At 43.4% G+C, this 20,249-nt stretch carries 16 protein-coding genes and 1 pseudogene; 6 read left to right on the top strand and 11 right to left on the bottom strand.

The window, feature by feature from the left end; all coding sequences use genetic code 11:
- The first annotated feature begins 95 nt into the window (after positions 1–95).
- Complete coding sequence (locus P2A85_RS25415) at positions 96–401, top strand: type II toxin-antitoxin system ParD family antitoxin (RefSeq protein WP_377476109.1); 306 nt, start codon at positions 96–98, stop codon at positions 399–401.
- A gap of 65 nt (positions 402–466) precedes the next feature.
- Here the strand turns inward: P2A85_RS25415 and P2A85_RS25410 are convergent, their stop codons facing one another.
- A complete protein-coding gene (locus P2A85_RS25410) occupies positions 467–1,357 on the bottom strand; it encodes a formyltransferase family protein (protein ID WP_371117158.1) in 891 nt (296 codons plus the stop codon).
- Between the two features lie 137 nt (positions 1,358–1,494).
- On the bottom strand, positions 1,495–2,433 hold the full coding sequence (locus P2A85_RS25405; RefSeq protein WP_371117157.1) for a DMT family transporter: 939 nt from the start codon (positions 2,431–2,433) through the stop codon (positions 1,495–1,497).
- Between the two features lie 303 nt (positions 2,434–2,736).
- Between P2A85_RS25405 and sbnA the strand changes: the two genes are divergently transcribed.
- On the top strand, positions 2,737–3,795 hold the full coding sequence (gene sbnA, locus P2A85_RS25400; protein WP_371117156.1) for a 2,3-diaminopropionate biosynthesis protein SbnA: 1,059 nt from the start codon (positions 2,737–2,739) through the stop codon (positions 3,793–3,795).
- Positions 3,796–3,829: 34 nt separating this feature from the next.
- Positions 3,830–4,855, top strand: coding sequence for a 2,3-diaminopropionate biosynthesis protein SbnB (gene sbnB, locus P2A85_RS25395; RefSeq protein WP_371117155.1), 1,026 nt, complete (start codon positions 3,830–3,832; stop codon positions 4,853–4,855).
- 161 nt (positions 4,856–5,016) lie between these two features.
- On the opposite strand, the gene P2A85_RS25390 is transcribed toward sbnB, so the two are convergent.
- The 3 genes from P2A85_RS25390 to P2A85_RS25380 form a co-directional block, all read right to left on the bottom strand.
- The gene (locus P2A85_RS25390; RefSeq protein ID WP_377476108.1) at positions 5,017–7,425 is read right to left on the bottom strand and encodes an EF-hand domain-containing protein; all 2,409 of its coding nucleotides are present in this window, start codon (positions 7,423–7,425) and stop codon (positions 5,017–5,019) included.
- A gap of 195 nt (positions 7,426–7,620) precedes the next feature.
- A complete protein-coding gene (locus tag P2A85_RS25385; RefSeq protein ID WP_377476107.1) occupies positions 7,621–8,823 on the bottom strand; it encodes an HhoA/HhoB/HtrA family serine endopeptidase in 1,203 nt (400 codons plus the stop codon).
- Positions 8,824–8,847: 24 nt separating this feature from the next.
- Positions 8,848–10,074: an RNA-guided endonuclease InsQ/TnpB family protein gene (locus tag P2A85_RS25380; protein ID WP_377476106.1), complete on the bottom strand. Its 1,227-nt coding sequence runs from the start codon at positions 10,072–10,074 to the stop codon at positions 8,848–8,850.
- Between the two features lie 50 nt (positions 10,075–10,124).
- Between P2A85_RS25380 and tnpA the strand changes: the two are divergent.
- Positions 10,125–10,520, top strand: a pseudogene (tnpA, locus tag P2A85_RS25375) (IS200/IS605 family transposase); the annotation flags it as partial.
- Positions 10,521–10,627: 107 nt separating this feature from the next.
- Complete coding sequence (locus tag P2A85_RS25370) at positions 10,628–10,981, top strand: metal-sensitive transcriptional regulator (protein ID WP_341731234.1); 354 nt, start codon at positions 10,628–10,630, stop codon at positions 10,979–10,981.
- A gap of 402 nt (positions 10,982–11,383) precedes the next feature.
- Here the strand turns inward: P2A85_RS25370 and P2A85_RS25365 are convergent, their stop codons facing one another.
- On the bottom strand, positions 11,384–11,821 hold the full coding sequence (locus P2A85_RS25365) for a transposase (RefSeq protein WP_377476105.1): 438 nt from the start codon (positions 11,819–11,821) through the stop codon (positions 11,384–11,386).
- 996 nt (positions 11,822–12,817) lie between these two features.
- On the opposite strand from P2A85_RS25365, the gene P2A85_RS25360 reads away from it, so the two are divergent.
- Positions 12,818–13,594, top strand: a complete 777-nt coding sequence (locus P2A85_RS25360) for a pentapeptide repeat-containing protein (RefSeq protein WP_340520046.1) — start codon at positions 12,818–12,820, stop codon at positions 13,592–13,594.
- Between the two features lie 79 nt (positions 13,595–13,673).
- On the opposite strand, the gene P2A85_RS25355 is transcribed toward P2A85_RS25360, so the two are convergent.
- The 5 genes from P2A85_RS25355 to pyrH form a co-directional block, all read right to left on the bottom strand.
- Complete coding sequence (locus P2A85_RS25355) at positions 13,674–16,742, bottom strand: GAF domain-containing protein (RefSeq protein WP_377476104.1); 3,069 nt, start codon at positions 16,740–16,742, stop codon at positions 13,674–13,676.
- Between the two features lie 279 nt (positions 16,743–17,021).
- Entirely contained in the window at positions 17,022–17,489 is a 468-nt protein-coding gene (locus tag P2A85_RS25350) for an NADAR family protein (RefSeq protein ID WP_377476103.1), read from the bottom strand.
- Between the two features lie 314 nt (positions 17,490–17,803).
- Positions 17,804–18,898, bottom strand: a complete 1,095-nt coding sequence (locus P2A85_RS25345) for a geranylgeranyl reductase family protein (protein ID WP_377481716.1) — start codon at positions 18,896–18,898, stop codon at positions 17,804–17,806.
- Positions 18,899–18,984: 86 nt separating this feature from the next.
- Positions 18,985–19,533, bottom strand: a complete 549-nt coding sequence (frr, locus tag P2A85_RS25340; protein WP_340520040.1) for a ribosome recycling factor — start codon at positions 19,531–19,533, stop codon at positions 18,985–18,987.
- Complete coding sequence (pyrH, locus tag P2A85_RS25335; RefSeq protein WP_340520084.1) at positions 19,520–20,248, bottom strand: UMP kinase; 729 nt, start codon at positions 20,246–20,248, stop codon at positions 19,520–19,522. The genes frr and pyrH overlap by 14 nt, the downstream gene beginning before the upstream one ends.
- Between the last annotated feature and the right edge of the window lies 1 nt (position 20,249).

Below are 20,249 nucleotides of genomic sequence, written 5' to 3'. Positions count from 1 at the left end.
CGTCAGCTAGAACATTGACTATACATGGGAAACGCCTGAAAACTGACGCACCCTACAATACCTGCGAGATTTTGGATATAAGTTGCAGATTATAGATGGCGACGCACCCTACTTGCAATCTGCGCGATATTTGTGCTACCATTGGTAGTATTAAAAGTGGCATCAATTATATGAAAGTATCTATCTCTTTGCCAGATGAGTTAGTGCGTTATATTGACGATCGTGTAGAAAATCGCAGTAGTCTAGTTGAGCTTTTATTGCAACCCAGGCGTAAACAACAAGAACAGCAGGCAATGGTAGAAGCCTGTTTATTGTTGGATGAACTAAGTGATGAATTAACCGATGAGGATGAAGCATGGCAGCAAGCAGCGATTATCGACTGGGAAGCATCTGGCTCGTGACTTTACTTTATACGCAGATCCCCGAATTCTTAGAGAAGTCGAGGATCTATCCCGTAGGAATTGTCTTATAGGTTGTTTTTGTTTTTGTAGCCCTTGACAGAATTTTGTTTCATTTCTATAAATCTCTTTTCGGCGAGTTCTTCGACCTGGGGAGTGTAGTCTTTTCTAGAAAATACAGGACTGATGAGTGTAGGATAGGCCTTGATCCCCACAGATTGTATTTGAGGATTTTCGATCATTTCTGAAGCTTGCTGTATCAGAATATCGAAAGCCAGCTTATAACTATAAGCTTTTACCTCCGACAAGGATTGAAATTCAAAGGGATCTTTTATTCTGACAGCCCGAATAATAGGGCCAGTATCTACGCCTTCATCTACATAATGAACAGACGCTCCAGCAACTCGTTGAAATTCTTCGATATCACCACGAGATGCCATGTTTTCGATAGCAAACATACCTCTTGCATAAGGAAGAACAGCAGAATGAGCATTAATAATGTTACCTTTTGTTAATTCAATCCACCAAGGGCTAAGAATCTTATCCAAAAACACAAATATACAAATTCCACCTTCATTTTTACATTCTATTTGTAGCCACTCCTTCAATTTTTCACTATTTATATTTTTACCTAAGAAGATACTTTTTTGAAATGAACCTTGTGCTAATGCAGGTATTCCAAATAATCCGATCATAGCTTCTTCCGTTTTACTAAGTCCACCATATAATGTTTTGATTTCCTGTAGAGAATCACTTGTTAAAAGTTTTTCATTCTGATGTAATTGATGAAATCGCTCTCTACTATGCTGTGAAGCATCATTTTTATCATCTCGTATGAGAATACCTCTAAAAAATGGGTTTCCTTGGAATCTGGTGTACCATTGTGAGACTAAATAAGTTGGATGAAAGCTATTTTCAGTCATTAAGAAAAAATTACAAGGCTGATTGTTTGTTTTCACGGTTAGTATGAACCTCTGTTGATTTCAATCACAGTTTAGTTTACGGCTGCAAGCCAATAAATTTTCTTGATGTATAGACCTATCAAAAAACTGATTGATTTTTTATAGCTCCGATAAATTATCTTTCTAGTTAAATTTTATAATGTTTTGCTTGAATTTTTGGGACGTAGGGACAACATCAACACTGTACTAACAATACATAGTCCACCGATACCTTCAAAAAGACTCAGTGGTAAGCGAAGCCAAATAACTGATGCAGCTACAGCAGACAAAGGCTCAGCACTTGCTAATAAACTGGCTTCTGTAGGTGTAATGTATCGAAGACTGTCTATGTAGAGATAAAAAGCGATTGCTGTGCCAAATACAATCACAAAACTTACTAGCAAACCAGTAATGACAGACCAATGTTGACCTTGAATTTGCCAAGGAGAAGCTATCGGGCATAATGCAATACCTCCTATAATCATGCCCCACCCAATGATTACTTCAGAACCCCAACGTTGTAGCAAACCTGATGGATATAATGTGTAAAATGCAAGTGCAATTGCAGAACTTAATCCCCATGCTATTGAGGCACTGGAGACAGACAACTGGTGAATAGATCCATTTGTTACGAGAAGGAATGTACCTAACAGGGCAAATCCTAGGGCTATAAACTCTTGAAAACTCGGAATTCGATTGTACTTTATTGCGGAGTAAACCATAATAAATAATGGAGCCTGATATTGCAATAAGGTTGCTGTAGCAGCATTGCCAGTTTGAATTGCCACGAAATAGGTATACTGTACTCCCAACATACCAATAATTCCAAAAATTACTAATCGAATCCGATCTTTGGGATCATTCCACACAGCAAAAACTTGATAGAAATTCTTTCGGAAACATCCAGTTATTAATAACAATATTCCTGAAACTAGCAGGCGCATTGTTACCAGCCAACCAGGAGTAAATCCCTCATCTTGAAAAAGCCTTTGTGCCACCGTACCAGAAAGTCCCCACAAGGTGGCCCCCACCAGCACCATAACAAGTCCCTTATAATGTAATAACTTAATCTTTTTTGAGTCAGATGTGAGCATAGTTTTTAATCATTCCTTCAGGTAATACAAATCTGGTGCATCTCTATTTTGCAAGGGCTTCGCCCCTACGAATATATTTACAAAAATGAGATGCACCTACAAATCTGTATGTTTTTTTCGTTTATATACTTAACTTTCTTATCTTCCATAATAGTTGTGGAATGTCATTTTGAGATGGGGGGTACCCCCCCCATCCCAGGGGCAATAGCATCATGATATTATCGATACACAAATATCGAAAGTATATAAAACATAAACATCGTATAAGCTGTCTGTTCTTGATCCAAAATTCTTAAAAAATTTATGAATCTTTACGATGTACTAGATACGGAAATACCCTTAATTTTGTCTGGAAATTTCAAATCATCTTGCTCAGCTTTGATGAAATCTCCATTAATTGCTGAAAACTCTTTGGAACTGGTTCTCGACAAAGTTTTTTGTAAATTAAATAATTTCTTGTCTTTGAAAGCAGATCTATTTTTGAAGGTTGAAGGATTTAATCCAGCAGGGTCTATCAAAATAAAACCTGCAATACGTATGCTAGAGGCTCTCGAAGAAAAAGGAGAGATATCACCGGATCGTACCCATATTATCGAATCTTCGTCTGGTAACTTAGGAGTAGCGGCTAGCCTAGCTTGTTCGACTAAAGGATATCGCTTTACCTGTATCAGCGATCCAAACATTTCGTCTAGGAATGAGAAATACATAAAATTGTTCGGAGCCGAGCTTGTAATTGTTAAAGATAGAGATAAAAATGGAGGATTTTTAAACAGCCGAATTGATTTAATTAAGCGATTACTTAAAGAGGATAAAAATTTATTCTGGCTGAATCAATATGCGAATTACGAGAACAAAAATGCACATTATTTGAGTACAGCACCTTCAATTTTTGAAAGCTTTTCAGAGGTTGATTACTTATTTATTGGTGCAGGTACTACAGGTACATTAATGGGATGTGCTGAATACATTAGAGATAATAAGCTAAAAACGAAAGTTATTGCAGTTGATACCTTTGGATCGGTTACTTTCGATTTACCTTCTAGTAAAAGATATATTCCAGGACTAGGTACAAGTAGAAAACCAGAATTAGTTGATAAAAGTCTAATTGATGATATTGTAGTAGTCAAAGAAGAGGATACTATAAAAATGTGTCGATATCTACTACGCGAAAAAACATTTTTAGTCGGAGGTTCGACTGGAACAGTTTTGGCAGGCATCAAAGCTTATGCACATAAACTGGATGCAGCGAAAAATATAGTAGCAATAAGTCCTGATTTAGGAGAGAGCTACCTAGATACAATTTATGATGATCGGTGGGTTTCAGAACGCTTTCCTAATTGCCTTAAGTCAATAAAAGACTAATAAATATTAATTACATGAAAACAAAATTAATTCCATGAAAACAAACACAATAGAGCAAAAATTTACAGTTATTTCTGGATCGATAGTTGATGAAATACTCCAAAGTAACTATGCAAATGTAATTGAGTTAGTTCAAAAAGCATATCTTACTCATGGAGCAAAAAAAACCATAAACCCAGATAGTTATTTTTTGAAATATCCAGAAAAGCCAGAAGCGAGAATCATTGCTTTACCTGCACATTTAGGAGGAGACTTCAATATCTCAGGGATCAAATGGATTGCCAGTTTTCCCAAGAATATCGCGCAGGGAATCCCTCGTGCATCTGCGGTGATTATTCTAAATGATTATGAAACTGGATATCCAATAGCCTGTCTTGAAGGCTCGATTATCAGTGCTTCTAGAACCGCCGCTTCAGCAGTTTTAGCCGCCCAAAATCTGATCAAACCAAAAACAGTCAAAAGATTGGGGATTGTTGGATGCGGACTAATTGCTCGTTATGTCTTGAAATTTTTGCTAAATACTGGTTGGACAATATCTGCACTAGATTTGTTTGATTTAGCTGATGAGTACAGTATAGCGATGAAAGAGTATGCTCAAGAAAGAGGAATCGAGGAAGTTCAAATCTCATCGACCAAAGAAACACTGATTTCATCTTGCGATTTGATTAGTTTTACTACAACGGCTGATGCACCACATGTTGATGATATTAGTATCTTTTCCCACAATCCAATTATTTTGCATTTATCTTTGCGAGATTTATCATCAAGAATTATTCTTGAGTCAAACAACATTGTCGATGATGTAGATCACTGTTTAAAATCTGCGACATCTTTGCATCTTACCGAGCAAGAAGTTGGAAACCGAGATTTTGTTACAGGAACTATCGATCAACTTATTCAAGGAAAACTCACTTTAGACAGACAAAAGCCAACAATATATTCGCCATTTGGTATGGGAATCCTTGATCTTGCTGTTGCTTACTATGTATATCAAAGAGCTATCTTGGAAAAAACAACTGTTTCCATTCCAGATTTTTTTTACGAACCAACACAAATATAGATAACAGCTCGACTGCTGTGAGCGCTCAGGGCTGTGAGCGCTCCATTGAATAGAGATGTGTGACCTTGAGTGGTTGAATATTTTTCATATCAATTCCGGTTGCACCGGAATGATTATTGACTGTTTGAACAATACCGATGCAACCGGAAACGATATGATATCTAAGCAACCTCTACAAACACACCGCTTCGAGCAAACTCCTCTTCTTCAGGACTAAAGACGGGAGCTCGATCGACAAGATCGGGGTCAAAGTAATATGTCTCTTGTAGGAATTGTCCGGTGACGATCGCCTCCTCCAACTCCTTGATATAATCTTGGGCAACTAAGCAGGCCTCCTTGATGCCTTCCTCATCCCGCTTATCCAACAGTTTTTGCAATGTTGCTCTCACCCCTGTCAGTCGTGCCGATGGCTTGAGCATACCGTAGAGCCGATACATCCGATCGGTCGCAATGCTAATGTGTTTGAGGGCTTTGGCTCGTGCTAGCTCAGAGTCAATGCTGGGCCAATAACGAGTGGTATAGAATGCTTTCTCATCCTTGTGATACCACTCCTCCGATCGCGCAATTGATGAAGAGACAGTATTGTGCAACTTCCAGAAGAATAAGCGCAGGGAAGCGCCATCTACTACGGTGGACAGCTTGGCCTCCATTGATACCTCAAAGTTATTCAGAAGCGGGTCGCGCCCAAGCACAAGGTACTCTACAGGGTACATTTCCACCTCCTTATTCTGCACGACATAGGCGTTGAGGTGGTGGCGGCAGTAGGGGCAGGGATACATAGTGGCAAACAGCTTGAAGAAGTCCTTGAAGATGGCCACCAGAGTTGTTTGCTGTTGGGGGGTCTTGGTAGAGACGATTTCAGCCGTAGTGTGGAAGAAACGCCACACCGCAGGGCCAATATAGTAAGGGAAGCTGACTCGCATTTGTGAATTCTTGATTTCACTGCGATCGATATACACATCGATAAACGACACATATTGCGAAAGTTCGCCAGACTCGCGCCCAAACTCCATGCGTTCGCGCCGTTTCTGTACCCCATTTAGGTAGTTGTGCGTCAAGCGCCATGCTTGTTTGAGCATTAGCTTTTGTTTTGGAGCGCATTTGGGAAAGCTTTCTACAACATCCGCCCCATAGCGCCCAAATTCCCCTGACGTTTTAGTGGCTTCGTACCACTGGTTTAAAGCCGCTTCGTCAGCCACCGTGTTCAAGGGGATATCTGCTGCGGTACAGACGCTAAAGGCAGCCAGCAACTTCGGCGTAAAGTCTTCATACCAATAGGCCACTGGCATCATCGCACCATCTATTGCTTCTGAGGCATCCGAGAGGATGACGCGGTTCCACTTCTTCAGGTACTCTTTGGGATCTCCCTCGGATTGGGCTGGTGGCGGTGCCATTTCCTCACTCAGTTCCATTTTTCGCAGTCGGTTGAGTTCGTTGATGGCAAGCACACCCTCGGCGATGTCGCGCAAGTTGAGACTCTTCTTTTTGATGGTGATTGCAAACTCGACTCCGGCGGCAAACTTCTCCTTGGCGCTGGCAGATTTACCCCGCGCTTCCAACATGGCTTTTTGTTCTGCCAACATTTCTGGAGTTTTTTCGATCGCCTTCCAGTTCTTGATCCGAGCCTCTAGTCTGGCATATTCATCTTCGATCGATTGAACTACTGCATCCAGTAAAGGGTTGCACGCAGACTCTACGATACCTAATCCTTTATAAAGGGCGATCGCACTTCTGACAAATTGCACAAAATCAACAATTCTGTATGGCAAGTTTCTCACGCGCAGGTGAGTCTCGTGGTTGGCGGAAAAACTCTCGCGGAAGCAGCGGTAGGCTGCTCCCTGGATCAGACGAAACAAACCAATCTGCATCTGCAAGCGGGACGTACCCCGCTTCTCCTCAGTTTGTGGGTGTTGAGCGAGTAGTTCTTTTAGCCGCGCTATTTCTGGATCGCTATCGGTGGTTGCTTCTTGTAGATTAGGTTCAATCGTGGCAGAAGCTGCCTCATTGATAGCAGTTGCTGTACTTGCGATCGCCGCCGCTGTACTATCAGAAATATCGGTTGTCTGTGTACTGACAATTGGAACGGGCGAGTCTTGATATCCGGTTTTTATCTGTGACTCATCCGGTACCAGTTTGCAGAATTCCTCAAAGTCAATTGAGGCATCGCCGTCATGGTCTACCTCTTTGATGATCTCATCCAGCTCTTGCTCTGTCAGCCCAAACTGGCTCATCACGCCGTGCAGCTCGTCTTTAGTGATTTGACCACTGCCATCTTCATCAAATACACTAAATGACAGTTTGAGACGACTCTGGCGATCGCCTTGTTGGGACACCATCAGCATTTTGAATTCCTCAAAATCGATACTGCCCGACAAGTCTACGTCCACTTCCTTGATCATGTCGCGCAACTCGGTTTCGTTAGGACTCTGCCCTAGCGATCGCATCACTTGACCCAATTCTTCTGATGAGATAGCACCGCTCCCGTCCGTGTCAAATACTTTGAACGCTTCCCATAACTTTGCCACCTCTTCTTCAGTCATGGCTTTTTTTTCAAGCTCTACAGATGTCATCACTAAATCCTCACTGATTTTTTTATGGGGTGTCTATTGATTGTGACCAATATACTTTAATTCCTGATGACTTACGCAACTGTCACAAACGATCGCATAACTCTGCATAGTTGCCAGCCCCGTAGCAATGGTTGGGCGTTTTAGTTGTTGAATTAAAAATTGGCAAGCCAACAATTTCCCCCTTCCCCTTCTGACCTAAAAATCCCTCAATTGAGCTGTTTGAACAACAACATCTTTCGTCAAAGAACCTCGCCGCACTTTCAGCTTCAAACTTTGACCAATTTGGCTATTTTCCACCAGATTTTGCAACTTTGCCGCCGTCGTGACAGCCTCGCCGTCAATTTGAACGATCGCATCTCCCTTGCGAATTCCCGCTTTCTCCGCAGGCGTATTTGGCACAACTCGCATCACTAACACCCCTCTCACTTCCGGTATCATCAAAGGAGCATTCGGATCGGCATTATTCTCTCTAGCAATTTCTGGAGTCAAATCAATCATTTGAATTCCCAAAAACGGGTGACTGACTTGTTCTCCCCGCGCTAACTGTGCGTAAATAGCTTTAGCTTTGTTGATGGGAATTGCAAAGCCAATACCCATTGCATCGGCTCGAATCGCTGTGTTAATTCCAATCACTTCTCCTGAACCGTTTAACAGCGGGCCGCCGGAATTGCCGGGATTGATGGCTGCGTCTGTTTGAATGAAATCGAGGCGCTTGTCGGGAATACCTACGGCTGCGCTCGATCGCTTCAAAGTGCTAATAATTCCCAAGGTGACGGTATTATCAAATCCTAGGGGGTTTCCCACGGCGATCGCCCAATCTCCCACTTTCACCGCATCAGAATCTCCCAAAGCTGCTGTCGGCAAATTAACACCCTTAGTATTAATTTTGACAACCGCCAAATCTGTCACCTCATCCGTACCTAACACTTCTCCCGGAAAAATGCTCCCGTCATTTAAGGTGACAGTCACTCGATCGGCTTGATCCACCACATGAGCGTTCGTTAATACAGTCCCGCTTTTGTCGATGACGAAGCCGGAACCTTGACCCCGCAGGCGTTCTTGTCTGGGTACTTGGGTACGGAATTCGTCTCCAAAAAATCTCCGAAATAGCGGGTCTTCCATGACTGGATCTAAGTTGCGACTCACAGTACGCTCGGTATCAATTCGCACTACTGCTGGTCCGACGCGATCGACTGCTAGCGTCACAAAACTATTGTTGCTAGCAGTCGCCGATAATTCAGATCCCCTGAGTGCCAACTTTTGGGGATTTTGGACAGTCGCTGATGCTGGTGCTGGGCTGATTGTCCAAGTCTGTAGGGCGATCGTAATTCCTAAAAATACGCCCAACAGCGAAGACACTATTCGGGGTGCTGGGCGAAAAAACTTGAGTATTCCCATAGCGTGAATTTTATGCTAGCTGAGTTAGTTGGGCGCTGGAGTTCTGGTGCCGATTGAAATACTCACCGGCCTTTCATGGGCGGTGATTCTTGACGCTTCACAAGGTTCTGCTACCGGAGTAGTCTTACAATCCCTCAGCGCCCGTTTAGAGTCGTGGCGATTCCCCATCCCGACTTTCTCTATATTTCTGGCTGCATTTTCATCTCTATCTTGGTGGGTACCACAACTTAGGCAAAGCACTGAGCGAATAGATAAATCAATCTTTCCCCATTTAAAGCCACAGTCTGAACAGACTTGACTGGTTGGTTCCCATCGACTAATTACCTTGAATTGCCTGTCGAACTTTTCAGCTTTAGCTTCGCAAAGTGTTCGGAATTCGTACCATCCTTGCTGACTAATTGCTCTTGAAAGTTTCCGATTCTTCACCATGCCCGAAAGGTTGAGGTCTTCCAAAATAATCACTTGGTTTTCGTTGACTATTTTGGTTGACAGTTTGTGCAAGAAGTCTTTGCGGGTGTCGCCAATTCGATTGTGTAGTTTGGCAATCTTGATTCGAGTTACATTCCTTCTCTTAGATTCCTTTGGTTGGCGGGCTAATTTGCGTTGCAGTTTGCGAACTTTCCGATCTAGCTTTTTATAGCCAGGACTTTCAGCTTTTTCACCATTGCTCATTACTGCAAAAGTTTTAATCCCTAGGTCGATTCCGACGCTGGGATTCTTGGCTTCGGATTGAACTGACTCAACCTCTACAACAAAACTTAAGAAATAGCGGTTTGCACAGTCTTTAATCACTGTCACAGAACTGGATGTTGATGGTAATTCTCTAGACCATATTGGATTGACAATTCCAATCTTTGCTAAATAGACTCCATCACCTTTGAAGGAAAATCCTCCAATTCTAAAACGCGCCGACTGACTGCTGGTTCTTCTTTTGAACTTGGGATATCCGACTTTGCGTCCTTTTCGCTTTCCTTTACAGGAGTTGAAAAAGTTCTTGAAAGCGACATCCACGTCGGCAACCGACTGTTGTAATGGGACGCACGACACATCTCCTAGCCAAGCTCTTTCTTCGGTATTCTTAGCCTGAGTAATAACGATTTTTTGCAAATCCGCTGAACTTGGCTTTTTATCGGATTGCTTGCAGAGAGCGAGGGCATCGTTCCAGACTACGCGAACACAGCCGAACAACTGAGCCAAACTCTGCTGCTGTTGACTGGTCGGGTAAAACCTGTAGCGAAATCTTGCTTTCATGAGTGTGCTAGGATTGTTCTGCTACGAAATCGTATCTTGGTTTGCCAAAAATGACAACCGTTTATCGCCGTGAACGCCATTCTGTTACAGAACTTAAAATGCACTTTGTCTGTGTTACGAAGTACCGTCGGTCTGTGTTTACAGGCGAAAGCCTTGATTTGATTGAAAGGTCGTTTCGAGAGGTTGACCAAAAGATGAATTTTCAAGTGCTAGAGTTTAACGGTGAAGGGAATCATGTTCATGTACTGATTGAGTATCCGCCGAAGCTTTCAGTTTCTCAAATTGTTAACGCGCTCAAAGGGGTTTCCAGTCGTCGCGAAGGACAGGCCGGATACAAAAAACCCCATAAAGAAGCTTTGTGGAGTCCTAGTTATTTTGCGGTTTCCGCAGGTGGTGCACCTCTAGAAGTCCTGAAGGATTATATTAGAAATCAAGAAAAGCCGTCCTTTAAGGACGGGGCTTGTATCCCCGTTTTTTGGTCAGGAACGGGAGCACAAACTCAAGATATTGTGAATTCTAACTATTAAATTTTACCCCACTGCATCAACCCCCAATGATCTTATCTGATACTTCTGCTGACCCATCTTTGCCCTCAAATTCTCACCACCATCACGATGGTGACTCTGCTCACCCTCACCATCACGATGAAGAATCCATGCGACGGCTGGTGAATCGCTTGTCTCGGATTGAGGGACACGTTCGTGGCATTAAAACTATGGTACAGGAAAATCGCCCCTGTCCTGAAGTTCTAGTACAAGTTGCTGCGGTTCGAGGAGCCCTCGATCGCGTCGCGAGAATCATTCTTGACGAACATTTAACTCAATGTATTGGTAGAGCTGCTAAGGAAGGTAATATTGATACGGAAATTGAAGAGTTGAAAGCTGCTTTGGATCGGTTTTTGCCTTAGATGCAGACCATTTCAATATCAAAAAACTAAAAAACAGCAAAACCTGCAAGCTTTACCTAGGGCGCAATTCATTCATAGCGCGTACAACTTGCTACCAAATATCAGCCCTATTTTGACTTTTTAGATTGATATTCAAGGGAGGGGGTAGGCAAAGAAAGGCACTACCCCTACACAATCATCGTTTTCTTGACAATGAAACAGCCAGCCCTTGACAGCCCAGGGCTGTTTCATTCTGCTGACAAATCATCATTTTGTAGGGGTAGTGCCCCCGTGCCTACCCTCTTCTTTCACGATTTTGTATGTGTTTGGTGAGATGGGGGCAGCCACGGGGGGCAGCCCCTACAAGAGAATGAAACAGCCCTGCTTGACAGCCTTTTTGGGAGATGTCTATTAGTGCAGAATTTAGACTTTGGTCAGTTTCGTTTTTAATTGGTATCGTACCGTCGCGTAAACGGCTTTATAAGAAGCCTGAATGTTATATTCCTGCTGCAACCAATCTTGAATTTCTCCATAACTTTTGAAGCCTTTATGGGGATCGTTGAGGCGCACTGCTAAGCTAGCGCGGGCCAGAGGAGGAATTGCTGGCTTGCGGCCTCCGCTGTGCTTTGTTTCTAGGAGTCCTTCGAGTCCATCAGAACGGTATTTTCTCAGCCACCGCTGCACGGTAATTCGGTTGACGCCGATGGTGAGTGCCAATTCTTTCACTGTTTTAATTTGACAAATTTTGAACAAGTACAATGCTTGGATTTTTTGAAATCCACTTGCCGTTTTTTGTTCGGTTAATAAGTTTTTCAATTCTTCAATTGTCTCTGTGATGCTAAGTTTACATACTCCAGCCATACCAATTACCTCATGGGGATACGCGGTCTATAATAGCTTTGCTTGACAAGGGAACAGAATCTGTTCCGAGGCTACTGATAACCTTGGACTTGCAGCTTAGCAATATACAACCGATTTACTTGAACTTTTGATGGGTAAAAATCCCATCAATCTGACTAAGGTTTGATTTTTTTCTAAAAAAATAGCGATTCTTTTTGTTTATTAAAGCACCCTCATTAAGTTTTTTGTACTATACACAATCCCTGTTTTTTCTTACTATTAATTTCTTTTTACTAATTTATCTGTGGCCGTGTGTCATTAGCAACCAGCAGATAAATAAGATTTATCAGTACAGATGCTGTCGATCGCGCTTCTCGATTAACCTGCAATGGCGATCGCACTTTTGTAGAGAATTGACAAGACTCTGACAAGTGCATTCTGTTCTTCTCTCTTCGAGAAATGCTTAGATTTCAGCAGTCTCATGATTTGACTAAGGTAGCGCCTAGTCAATGTGATACTGACAAACTGCGATCGGCAAATATCGATGAAACTACTTGGTCGATCGTTACTTGAGTAAAACACGTAGAAGGTCGAGTTGTCAATTTGTTAGAGGTACAATACTACTATGTCCTATTTTCCGCAACATTTTGTGATCGAAAAAGCTGTCTTTATGTGATATTACCCATAGTTATTGGTGATCGTTGTCACATTCAAAATCCGTAAAATCAACAATGTAGAAAAAAATCCCACTGATTTTGGAAACTTTTCATCCATAAACACAATATTTTTACGATCGCAAAGGCTGCAAAGTAATCGGAGTTATTGTTGTTTTTCCAGACCGTGTAAGTGTTATAATCATCAACAAGAGTGACTAAAAAATAGAATATGAAATTTTCAAAAGCTGTAAATAAGCTCTAAAAATCATTATTTTAGGAAAGACTCTAGTAACTATAGATTTCCACTTGCCTCAATACAAGTTATTTTAGATTTAATATTTCGGATTTTGGACGGTTAACAATGAAACTCAGCAGAATAGTCATTGCTGCAACAGTGCTAAGCGCTCTAGCCCCTCTAGCCCCTGCATCGGCCGAAAACATACAACACACGCAACAACTACTAGCCACCCGACAGTGCCCCAACTGCGACCTCAACGGTGCAGGCTTAGTCTTAGCCAACTTAGCAGGAGCCAATCTCCAAGGTGCAGACCTCAGAGGAGCCAACCTCAGCAGAGCCAACCTGTCTGGGGCAGACCTCAGCGGAGCCAACCTCAGCGGCACCAGTCTGTTTGGCGTTAACCTAACTGGGGCCAACCTCAGCGGAGCCAACCTCAACGGTGCCGACTTGAGAAGCGCCTACCTCAGCAACGCCAATTTGCTCAACACTAATTTAACCAGCACCCAACTGCTAGGAGTTCGAGGAATGCCAACTAACATTGGTACTGCTGAAGACTTCTACAAACTCGGAGTAATCGAGGCCCAAGCTGGAAACTACAGAAACGCCGTAGATTATTACAACCAAGCCCTCAATCTCAAACCCGACTTAGCCTCCGTTTATTTTGCTCGCAGTATGTCTCGTGCCGACTTAGGAGACTTCGCCGGTGCCACTCAAGACGCAGGAATAGCTAACAAACTTTTTGCCACGCAAGGGAATTCCCAAGGTCAGGAATTGTCCAAGCAGTTAGCCGAAGCAATTGTAGCGCGCCAAAAGCCAACAGAACCCCGCACAGCGGGCGGTGGCGACTTTATGAGTCTTCTGGGTTCCGTCAGTTCTTTCCTACTGCAAGTGCTGTTTTAATTGATATCAAATCCGTTAGTATCGGAATCGTGACTTCGAGTTAAAAGTTAACAGTTAACAGTTAACTGTTAACCTTTAACTAATGGATAGGAATTTCAATCCAGAATTCTGTACCTTTACCGGGAATAGAAATGCACTTAAGTACCCCTTTATGCTTCTCAACTACAATTTGGTAACTGATAGAAAGTCCTAAACCTGTGCCGCGACCAACTGGTTTAGTAGTAAAAAACGGATTAAAGATGTGAGAAATTAACTCTTTCGGGATACCGTGACCGTTGTCTGCAATGCAAATTCTTACTGTTTTTTCATCTATTAATTGAGTGCGAATCCGAATGCAAGGATTGGGAACATCGGGAATTAAAGTTTGATTGGTTACATTGAAATTTTCCGAATCCACCGAGGATTTTTGGGAGCTGAAGTTGATAGCTCCTGCACTGGGCTCTAATCCGGGTAAACTCCTAATTCGTTCTATCTTTCGGCTTTCTATTGCGTCAACCGCATTGCCGAGGAGATTCATAAACACTTGATTCAAGGAGCTAACATAGCAATCCACTCGTGGCAAATTATCGTACTCTTTAATGATTTCTATGGCTGCTCGATCGGAGGTGGCTTTGATGCGGTGCTGCAAAATCAACAGCGTACTCTCGATGCCCTCGTGAATGTCAACGCAATCTTTCTCAGCCCGATCGAGTCGAGAAAAATTCCGTAAAGATACAACTAATTGACGGATGCGTTCGACTCCCACTTTCATAGAGTCCAAAATTTTCGGCAAATCTTCGGTAAGAAAATCTACTTCGATCGCTTCTTCGCACTCTGTAATTTCTGGGTTAGGATTGGGAGTGTGCTGGCGATAAAGTTCCACCAAGCAGAGCAAATCTTTGCTGTATTCGTTGGCGTGGGAGAGATTACCGTAGATAAAGTTAACAGGGTTATTGATTTCGTGGGCGACGCCAGCCACCAGTTGTCCGAGGCTGGACATTTTCTCAGTTTGAATTAATTGAGCTTGGGTATTTTGGAGTTGGGCGAGAGCTTGAGCTAGCTGTTCGGCTTTTGCTTGATCCGCGGAGGCTGCATTCAGACTTTCTTGATAAAGTTCTGCTTGGTAAAGGGCGATCGCAGCTTGATCTGCCAAATGTTGTAGCAATTCCTGTTCTGCTGTTTGCCAAACTCTGGGCGCGGAACACTCATGGACAATTAGCAATCCCCAAAATTGGGTATCTTTGCCGATCGCCACTATTAAATTTGCCCTCACCTGCAAACTTTCCAAAAAATCGCGGTGACAGGGAGTTAAATCCGAATTATCAATGTCATTAATCACCCGCACCTTTCCTTTCCTGTAAAAACAGGATGAACCTTCGGGAAAGCATTCTTCTGGAGATTTCAAACCCAAAATTGACCGCCACTCACCGCGAACATCCTCAACAACTACCTCTCCCTGTTCGTCGTCGGTAAATTGGTAAATTACTGTGCGATCGGTATCTAGCAAAACTCTCACTTCTCGGACAATAGTTTGCAGTATAGTTTTTAAGTCCAAGGTGCTGCGGATTTGGTCTCTGACTCTCGTCAATACTTGGGCAAAGTCCAAGGATTTTTGCAATTGAGCGGTACGTTCTTGAACTTGACGCTCCAAATTGGCATTCATCGCCTGCACTTCTTGATGCAAAATATAATGCTTAACTGCTGAACGAAATTGGTTTGCAATCGCTAAACATTGTTCAATTTCGTGCGGTTTCCACTGAGGAGACTGACCTTTTTTTATTTCTCGCCACAGTTCAAAGGATTGTCTGGGCAGCTCTTGTTTAGCGCTGGTATCAAAGCGTCCCGCCCACATTTTTTCGCTGTCAATTTCATTACGAAAAATTGTCAAACACCCAATTAATTGCTGTTGGTAGTGGAGGGGAATTACCAGTAAACCCCGAATTTGAGTAGTTGGGAAAGCAGGAGATAAAACTCTAAATTGAGGTTCTTTATATAAGTCGGTAATTATCCACATTGGGAATTGGGAGTCGGGACCCACCATAGTTGAAATATTGGCCATTGCCAATGGGGAAATCTTGGGAGTCTGTTGATGATTGTTCAATCCTGTGGTTAGCCATTTTTGCCACAAAGGATGGGTTTCGATCGCACCTGTGGCATTTTCCCACTCTGGAAGTATGGGTTGTTCTCCTACGGCGAACACTTCAAAGGCAGAATCGGTGGCATCAGTAGTAGAAGCAACTGTCGAAACTTGATGATTGGTGGGAACTCGAAATTCCCCATGGATTTTGGGAGTTGATAACTTTTCTGGGATGATTTTCGGGGCGCTGATGTAGAGTCTGCCACCACAGCCCTCCATGGCGGTGACAGTAGCTTCTAAAGCCTGCTGCAATTGAATGTTGGCTTGACCGTATAATAGGGTGGCGATGCGGCTGACTGTGGCTTCCAGGGCTGTTTGAGAGCGAGTTTGCTCGATCGTGATGGCATGAGCGATCGCGATCGACAATTGATCTACGACTAACTGAACTACTTCCAAATCAGTTTGGTAAATATTGCGGGAAGCGGAGTGGTGAGATACCAAAAGTCCCCACAATTCGATGTGAGTTTGGCTACTTTTGTCTGGATCGTATCTCGTCAAGCACTCCGGCGAATCGCAGATGTCTGTTTTGCTGTTTGCTGGCCCGGTGCGGCGGTGCAAAATTGGCACGACTAGGGAAGATAGGACTCCCATTGCCATCAGATAAGCTCCGTGACAAGGATCGAGCGATCTGTAATATATCTCCTCACTAGCTAAAGGTTCACCTGTTTGAGGCGCATCCAGGGGACTTAAGGCTATCGTGGCTGACTTCACATCTACTATTGTCCGCTGCCGTTGACGGACATACATCTCACGGGCTTGAGGGGGAATATCGTCTGCTGGAAAGTTTAATCCTTTTAAAGAAGGAAGACGGTTGCGATCGATTGATTCGGCAACAACTTCTCCGCTACCATCTGGACTAAACCGATAAATCATAATCCGATCTGTTTTCAGAAAAGACCGCACTTCTTCTACCGTACAACTTAAAATATCTTCTAATTCTAAAGATTGGCGGATACGTTCAGTTATGCGACGTACCAAGACTTCTCGGTCTAGTTGATGATTGATTTTTTCTGGTTCTTCTGTCAATTTCATAAATCTCCTTTTGCGGCAATGTAGTGTAATATTTATCAGAATTTTTTACTGTAGACGGGGATGCCCCGATATCAAAAATCGGATTCAAACTTACTATTTTGTAGATTTTTCAAGCGATCGCAGCTCTAACTAAACGATCCCTTGGACTCCTGATTATTATTTTAACGATCCGATCAATTTCTCGCAATCTTAAAATCTTGTTACATTAATTAACAATTTTTATAATATACTATTATTATTTTAATATATAAATTCATGTATCGACAATTCACTTAAAAATTAGAGTTTTTCGCAGTTAGCAAGGCTTTCAGAGATATCGCGCCGCACCCTCATCAAAATTTTACCCAAATGATTTTGCCCAGTTTGGTCGCAACCGCAGCCCCAATAGTAATCTGTTGGTGAATTTTCGACAATCAGGCGATCGCCTGTGTTGAGGAGAATCTGTTGAATATCTGTATGGGTGAGAAACTTAGTTTTAACCGCCTCCCACATAACTGAAATTTTTACCGCTTCCCAATCAGCACGAAGGCGATGGTTGGGATCGCGACCCAAGTAAGCAGCTTCTTGAGGAGTAGGTACGGCTCGAATCGCAGCCACCAACCTTTCATCAGCACTGGTGACAAATTTTTGAGCTTGATAGTAGTGTTCCACAGTGAACCATTTTTGACCATCTATCCAAATGTCATGGAGTGAAAAGTTAGAAAAGCAGCCGTAAGGCTCATCTACTTTATAAAAATAAATTGTCATTCGATTTTAGATTTTAGATTTTAGACAATTCAGCATGAAAAATCAAGAGTGAGAACTTCAGAATATTTCCCTCTTCCCTCTTCCCTCTTCCCTCTTCCCTCTTCCCTCTTCCCTCTTCCCTCTTCCCTCTTCCCTCTTCCCTCTTCCCTCTTCCCTCTTCCCTCTTCCCTCTTCCCTCCCCCCTTGGGGGGGGTAGGGGGGGGTTCTTCTTCCCTCTTCCTTCTTCCTTCTTCCCTCCCCCCTTGGGGGGGGTAGGGGGGGGGTTCTTCTTCCTTCTTCCTTCTTCCTTCTTCCCTCTTCCTTCTTCCTTCTGATTAAAATGGCATCAGCTTTTTAATAGCGCGGTGAGCGATATCGGCATAACACACTTCGCCGCACAAAATTTTGCTCATTACCTGACTAGCTCTAGGGGATTTAACCCCAGCTCTGTAAGCAGCACCAGTAAACTGATAGAATGCCGCAGCCAAACGACTAGCCCAAAGCATATCGCTTCCCCATTCTTCGCTAATAATTTGAGTATACTTTTCCAGAGCGTCGCCCACACCTCCAAGAGCTCGATCGATCGCCTCAGCGGCCTTAAATCCGCTCAAAATAGCAGGTCGAATCCCCTCGCCGGACAGGGGATCGGTGAGACTAGCTGCTTCTCCTACCAACAGTGCATTTTGGGAGTGTAATTGGCGATCGCCATCCCATAGACAGATCGGATATTCGTGGATATCGCTGACAATCACATCCGCGGCACAGTTAGTTGCGTAATCAGCCAACATATTTTTGATATTTTTTGGTCGATCGCCCCGCATAGCAGCAATACTCAAAGAGTAGCCATCAGCCTTGGGTAAACTCCAGATAAAACCTTTTTTAATCGTGCCAAAATCAAAATTGAGAACATCACCTGTGATTGCAGAAGTTTCCAAACTTGCACTCGCATAGAGTTTTGGTTCTTTCAAACCCAACCACTTAGCCATCGGACCACCAGCACCGTCAGCACCAATTAAATAGCGAGCATAAACCGGTTCAGTGGTAGTTTTAACTAACCAAACAGAATTGGTAAACTCAATTCCGATGACTTCAGTAGCATCTCTAACTTCCGCACCAGTCTTTTGAGCTTGTTTGAGTAAAAATTCATCAAATACATCCCGCTGCACCATCCACATGGGGGACTCTAGATCCACTTCCACCGCGTCTGCCATTTTCCAGGTGTAGCTAATTTTAGTAGCTTTCATAGAAATAGCTGGTGTCAGGTCAAAATCTAGCCATTGGGCGATCGCCGGAGAAACACCTCCGCCACAGGGTTTATGGCGGGGTAAAGACATCTTTTCTAGTACCAAAACAGAACGACCCAGCTTGGACAAGTGATAAGCTGCTGTGCTACCTCCTGGTCCAGAACCGACAATAATACAATCAAAGATTTTAGTCATTAGCAATTAGTCAAAAGTCATTAGTCATCAGTCAGTTGCTAATTGTTAGTTAACTGACCAATGACTTTTGACTGTTGTTATACTTTCACGATATCTTTCTCTTTCGCAGCCAGAACTTCTTCGATTTTGGCAATGTACTTGTCGGTCAGCTTTTGAACTTTATCTTGCAAGTCGCGGGATTCATCTTTAGAAATCTCGCTGCTTTTTTCTTGCTTGCGAACTGAGTCTACGGCATCGCGGCGGACATTCCGAATGGCAACTTTGCCTTCTTCAGCAAATTTTCCGGCCATTTTGACAAATTCTTGGCGTCTCTCGCTAGTCAGCGGCGGAATGTTCAAACGAATTATGGAACCGTCATTATTGGGTACGAGTCCCACATCAGACAGCGAAATCGCTTTTTCAATTAAATTGAGTGCTTGGCGATCGAAAGGTTGGATGCTGATGGTAGAAGCATCCGGCGTACCGATATTGGCAAGAGATTTGATCGGAGTTGGAGCACCGTAGTAATCTACCATAATCCGATCGAGGAGAGATGCGTTTGCCCGTCCCGTCCTAATAGTATTAAAAGACCGTTGAGTAGCCTCAACTGCCTTTTGCATATGATCTTCCACGTCAGCTAACTTCACAAAAACCTCCCACAAGGGTTCCAATAGATTCTCCCATTACTGCTCGGTAGATGTTGCCCGATACCGTCAGGTCAAATACCATAATAGGAATATTATTCTCTTTACAAAGAGCGATCGCCGTACTATCCATCACCCGTAAGTCTTGGTTCAAGACGTGTCCGTAGGTGAGGGTTTGGTATCTGCGAGCATTGGGGTTGATGTGGGGGTCAGAATCGTACACCCCATCTACCTTAGTAGCTTTAAAAATCACCTCTGCATCAATTTCAGCCGCCCGCAAAGCGGCTGTGGTATCAGTAGTAAAAAAAGGATTACCAGAACCGGCACCAAAAATCACTACCCGTTTTTTTTCCAAGTGACGAATCGCGCGCCGTCGAATGTAGGTTTCAGCTACTTCTTGCATGGCGATCGCCGTTTGCACCCTGGTTGGCACTCCTGCTTGTTCTAGGGCATCCTGCAATGTGATGGCATTCATGACTGTAGCAATCATACCCACATAGTCTGCCGTTGCCCGATCCATACCCGCCGAAGCTGCCTTCACGCCGCGAAAAATATTGCCACCACCGACAACGATCGCTAGCTGAATACCTTCAGAAACGACTTTGGCTACTTCCTGAGCGATCGAACTAACAACTACCGGATCGATCCCGTAGCCCAAATCGCCCATCAGCGCTTCACCGCTGAGCTTCAGCAAAACCCGCTGATAAACCATCCCTATG

It is taken from the genome of Microcoleus anatoxicus, assembly GCF_042465725.1.
GTDB classification, from domain to species: Bacteria; Cyanobacteriota; Cyanobacteriia; order Cyanobacteriales; family Microcoleaceae; genus Microcoleus; species Microcoleus anatoxicus.
This window is presented reverse-complemented; position numbering and strand designations above follow the sequence as displayed.

Bases quoted from the DNA above. Each gene is read 5' to 3' on its own strand.
- P2A85_RS25355 (WP_377476104.1), bottom strand. From the start codon at position 16,742: ATGAAATTGACAGAAGAACCAGAAAAAATCAATCATCAACTAGACCGA.
- P2A85_RS25405 (WP_371117157.1), bottom strand. From the start codon at position 2,433: ATGCTCACATCTGACTCAAAAAAGATTAAGTTATTACATTATAAGGGA.
- P2A85_RS25350 (WP_377476103.1), bottom strand. From the start codon at position 17,489: ATGACAATTTATTTTTATAAAGTAGATGAGCCTTACGGCTGCTTTTCT.
- P2A85_RS25385 (WP_377476107.1), bottom strand. From the start codon at position 8,823: ATGGGAATACTCAAGTTTTTTCGCCCAGCACCCCGAATAGTGTCTTCG.
- P2A85_RS25360 (WP_340520046.1), top strand. From the start codon at position 12,818: ATGAAACTCAGCAGAATAGTCATTGCTGCAACAGTGCTAAGCGCTCTA.
- P2A85_RS25370 (WP_341731234.1), top strand. From the start codon at position 10,628: ATGATCTTATCTGATACTTCTGCTGACCCATCTTTGCCCTCAAATTCT.
- sbnB (WP_371117155.1), top strand. From the start codon at position 3,830: ATGAAAACAAACACAATAGAGCAAAAATTTACAGTTATTTCTGGATCG.
- P2A85_RS25415 (WP_377476109.1), top strand. From the start codon at position 96: ATGGCGACGCACCCTACTTGCAATCTGCGCGATATTTGTGCTACCATT.
- P2A85_RS25365 (WP_377476105.1), bottom strand. From the start codon at position 11,821: ATGGCTGGAGTATGTAAACTTAGCATCACAGAGACAATTGAAGAATTG.
- P2A85_RS25380 (WP_377476106.1), bottom strand. From the start codon at position 10,074: ATGAAAGCAAGATTTCGCTACAGGTTTTACCCGACCAGTCAACAGCAG.
- sbnA (WP_371117156.1), top strand. From the start codon at position 2,737: ATGAATCTTTACGATGTACTAGATACGGAAATACCCTTAATTTTGTCT.
- P2A85_RS25390 (WP_377476108.1), bottom strand. From the start codon at position 7,425: ATGACATCTGTAGAGCTTGAAAAAAAAGCCATGACTGAAGAAGAGGTG.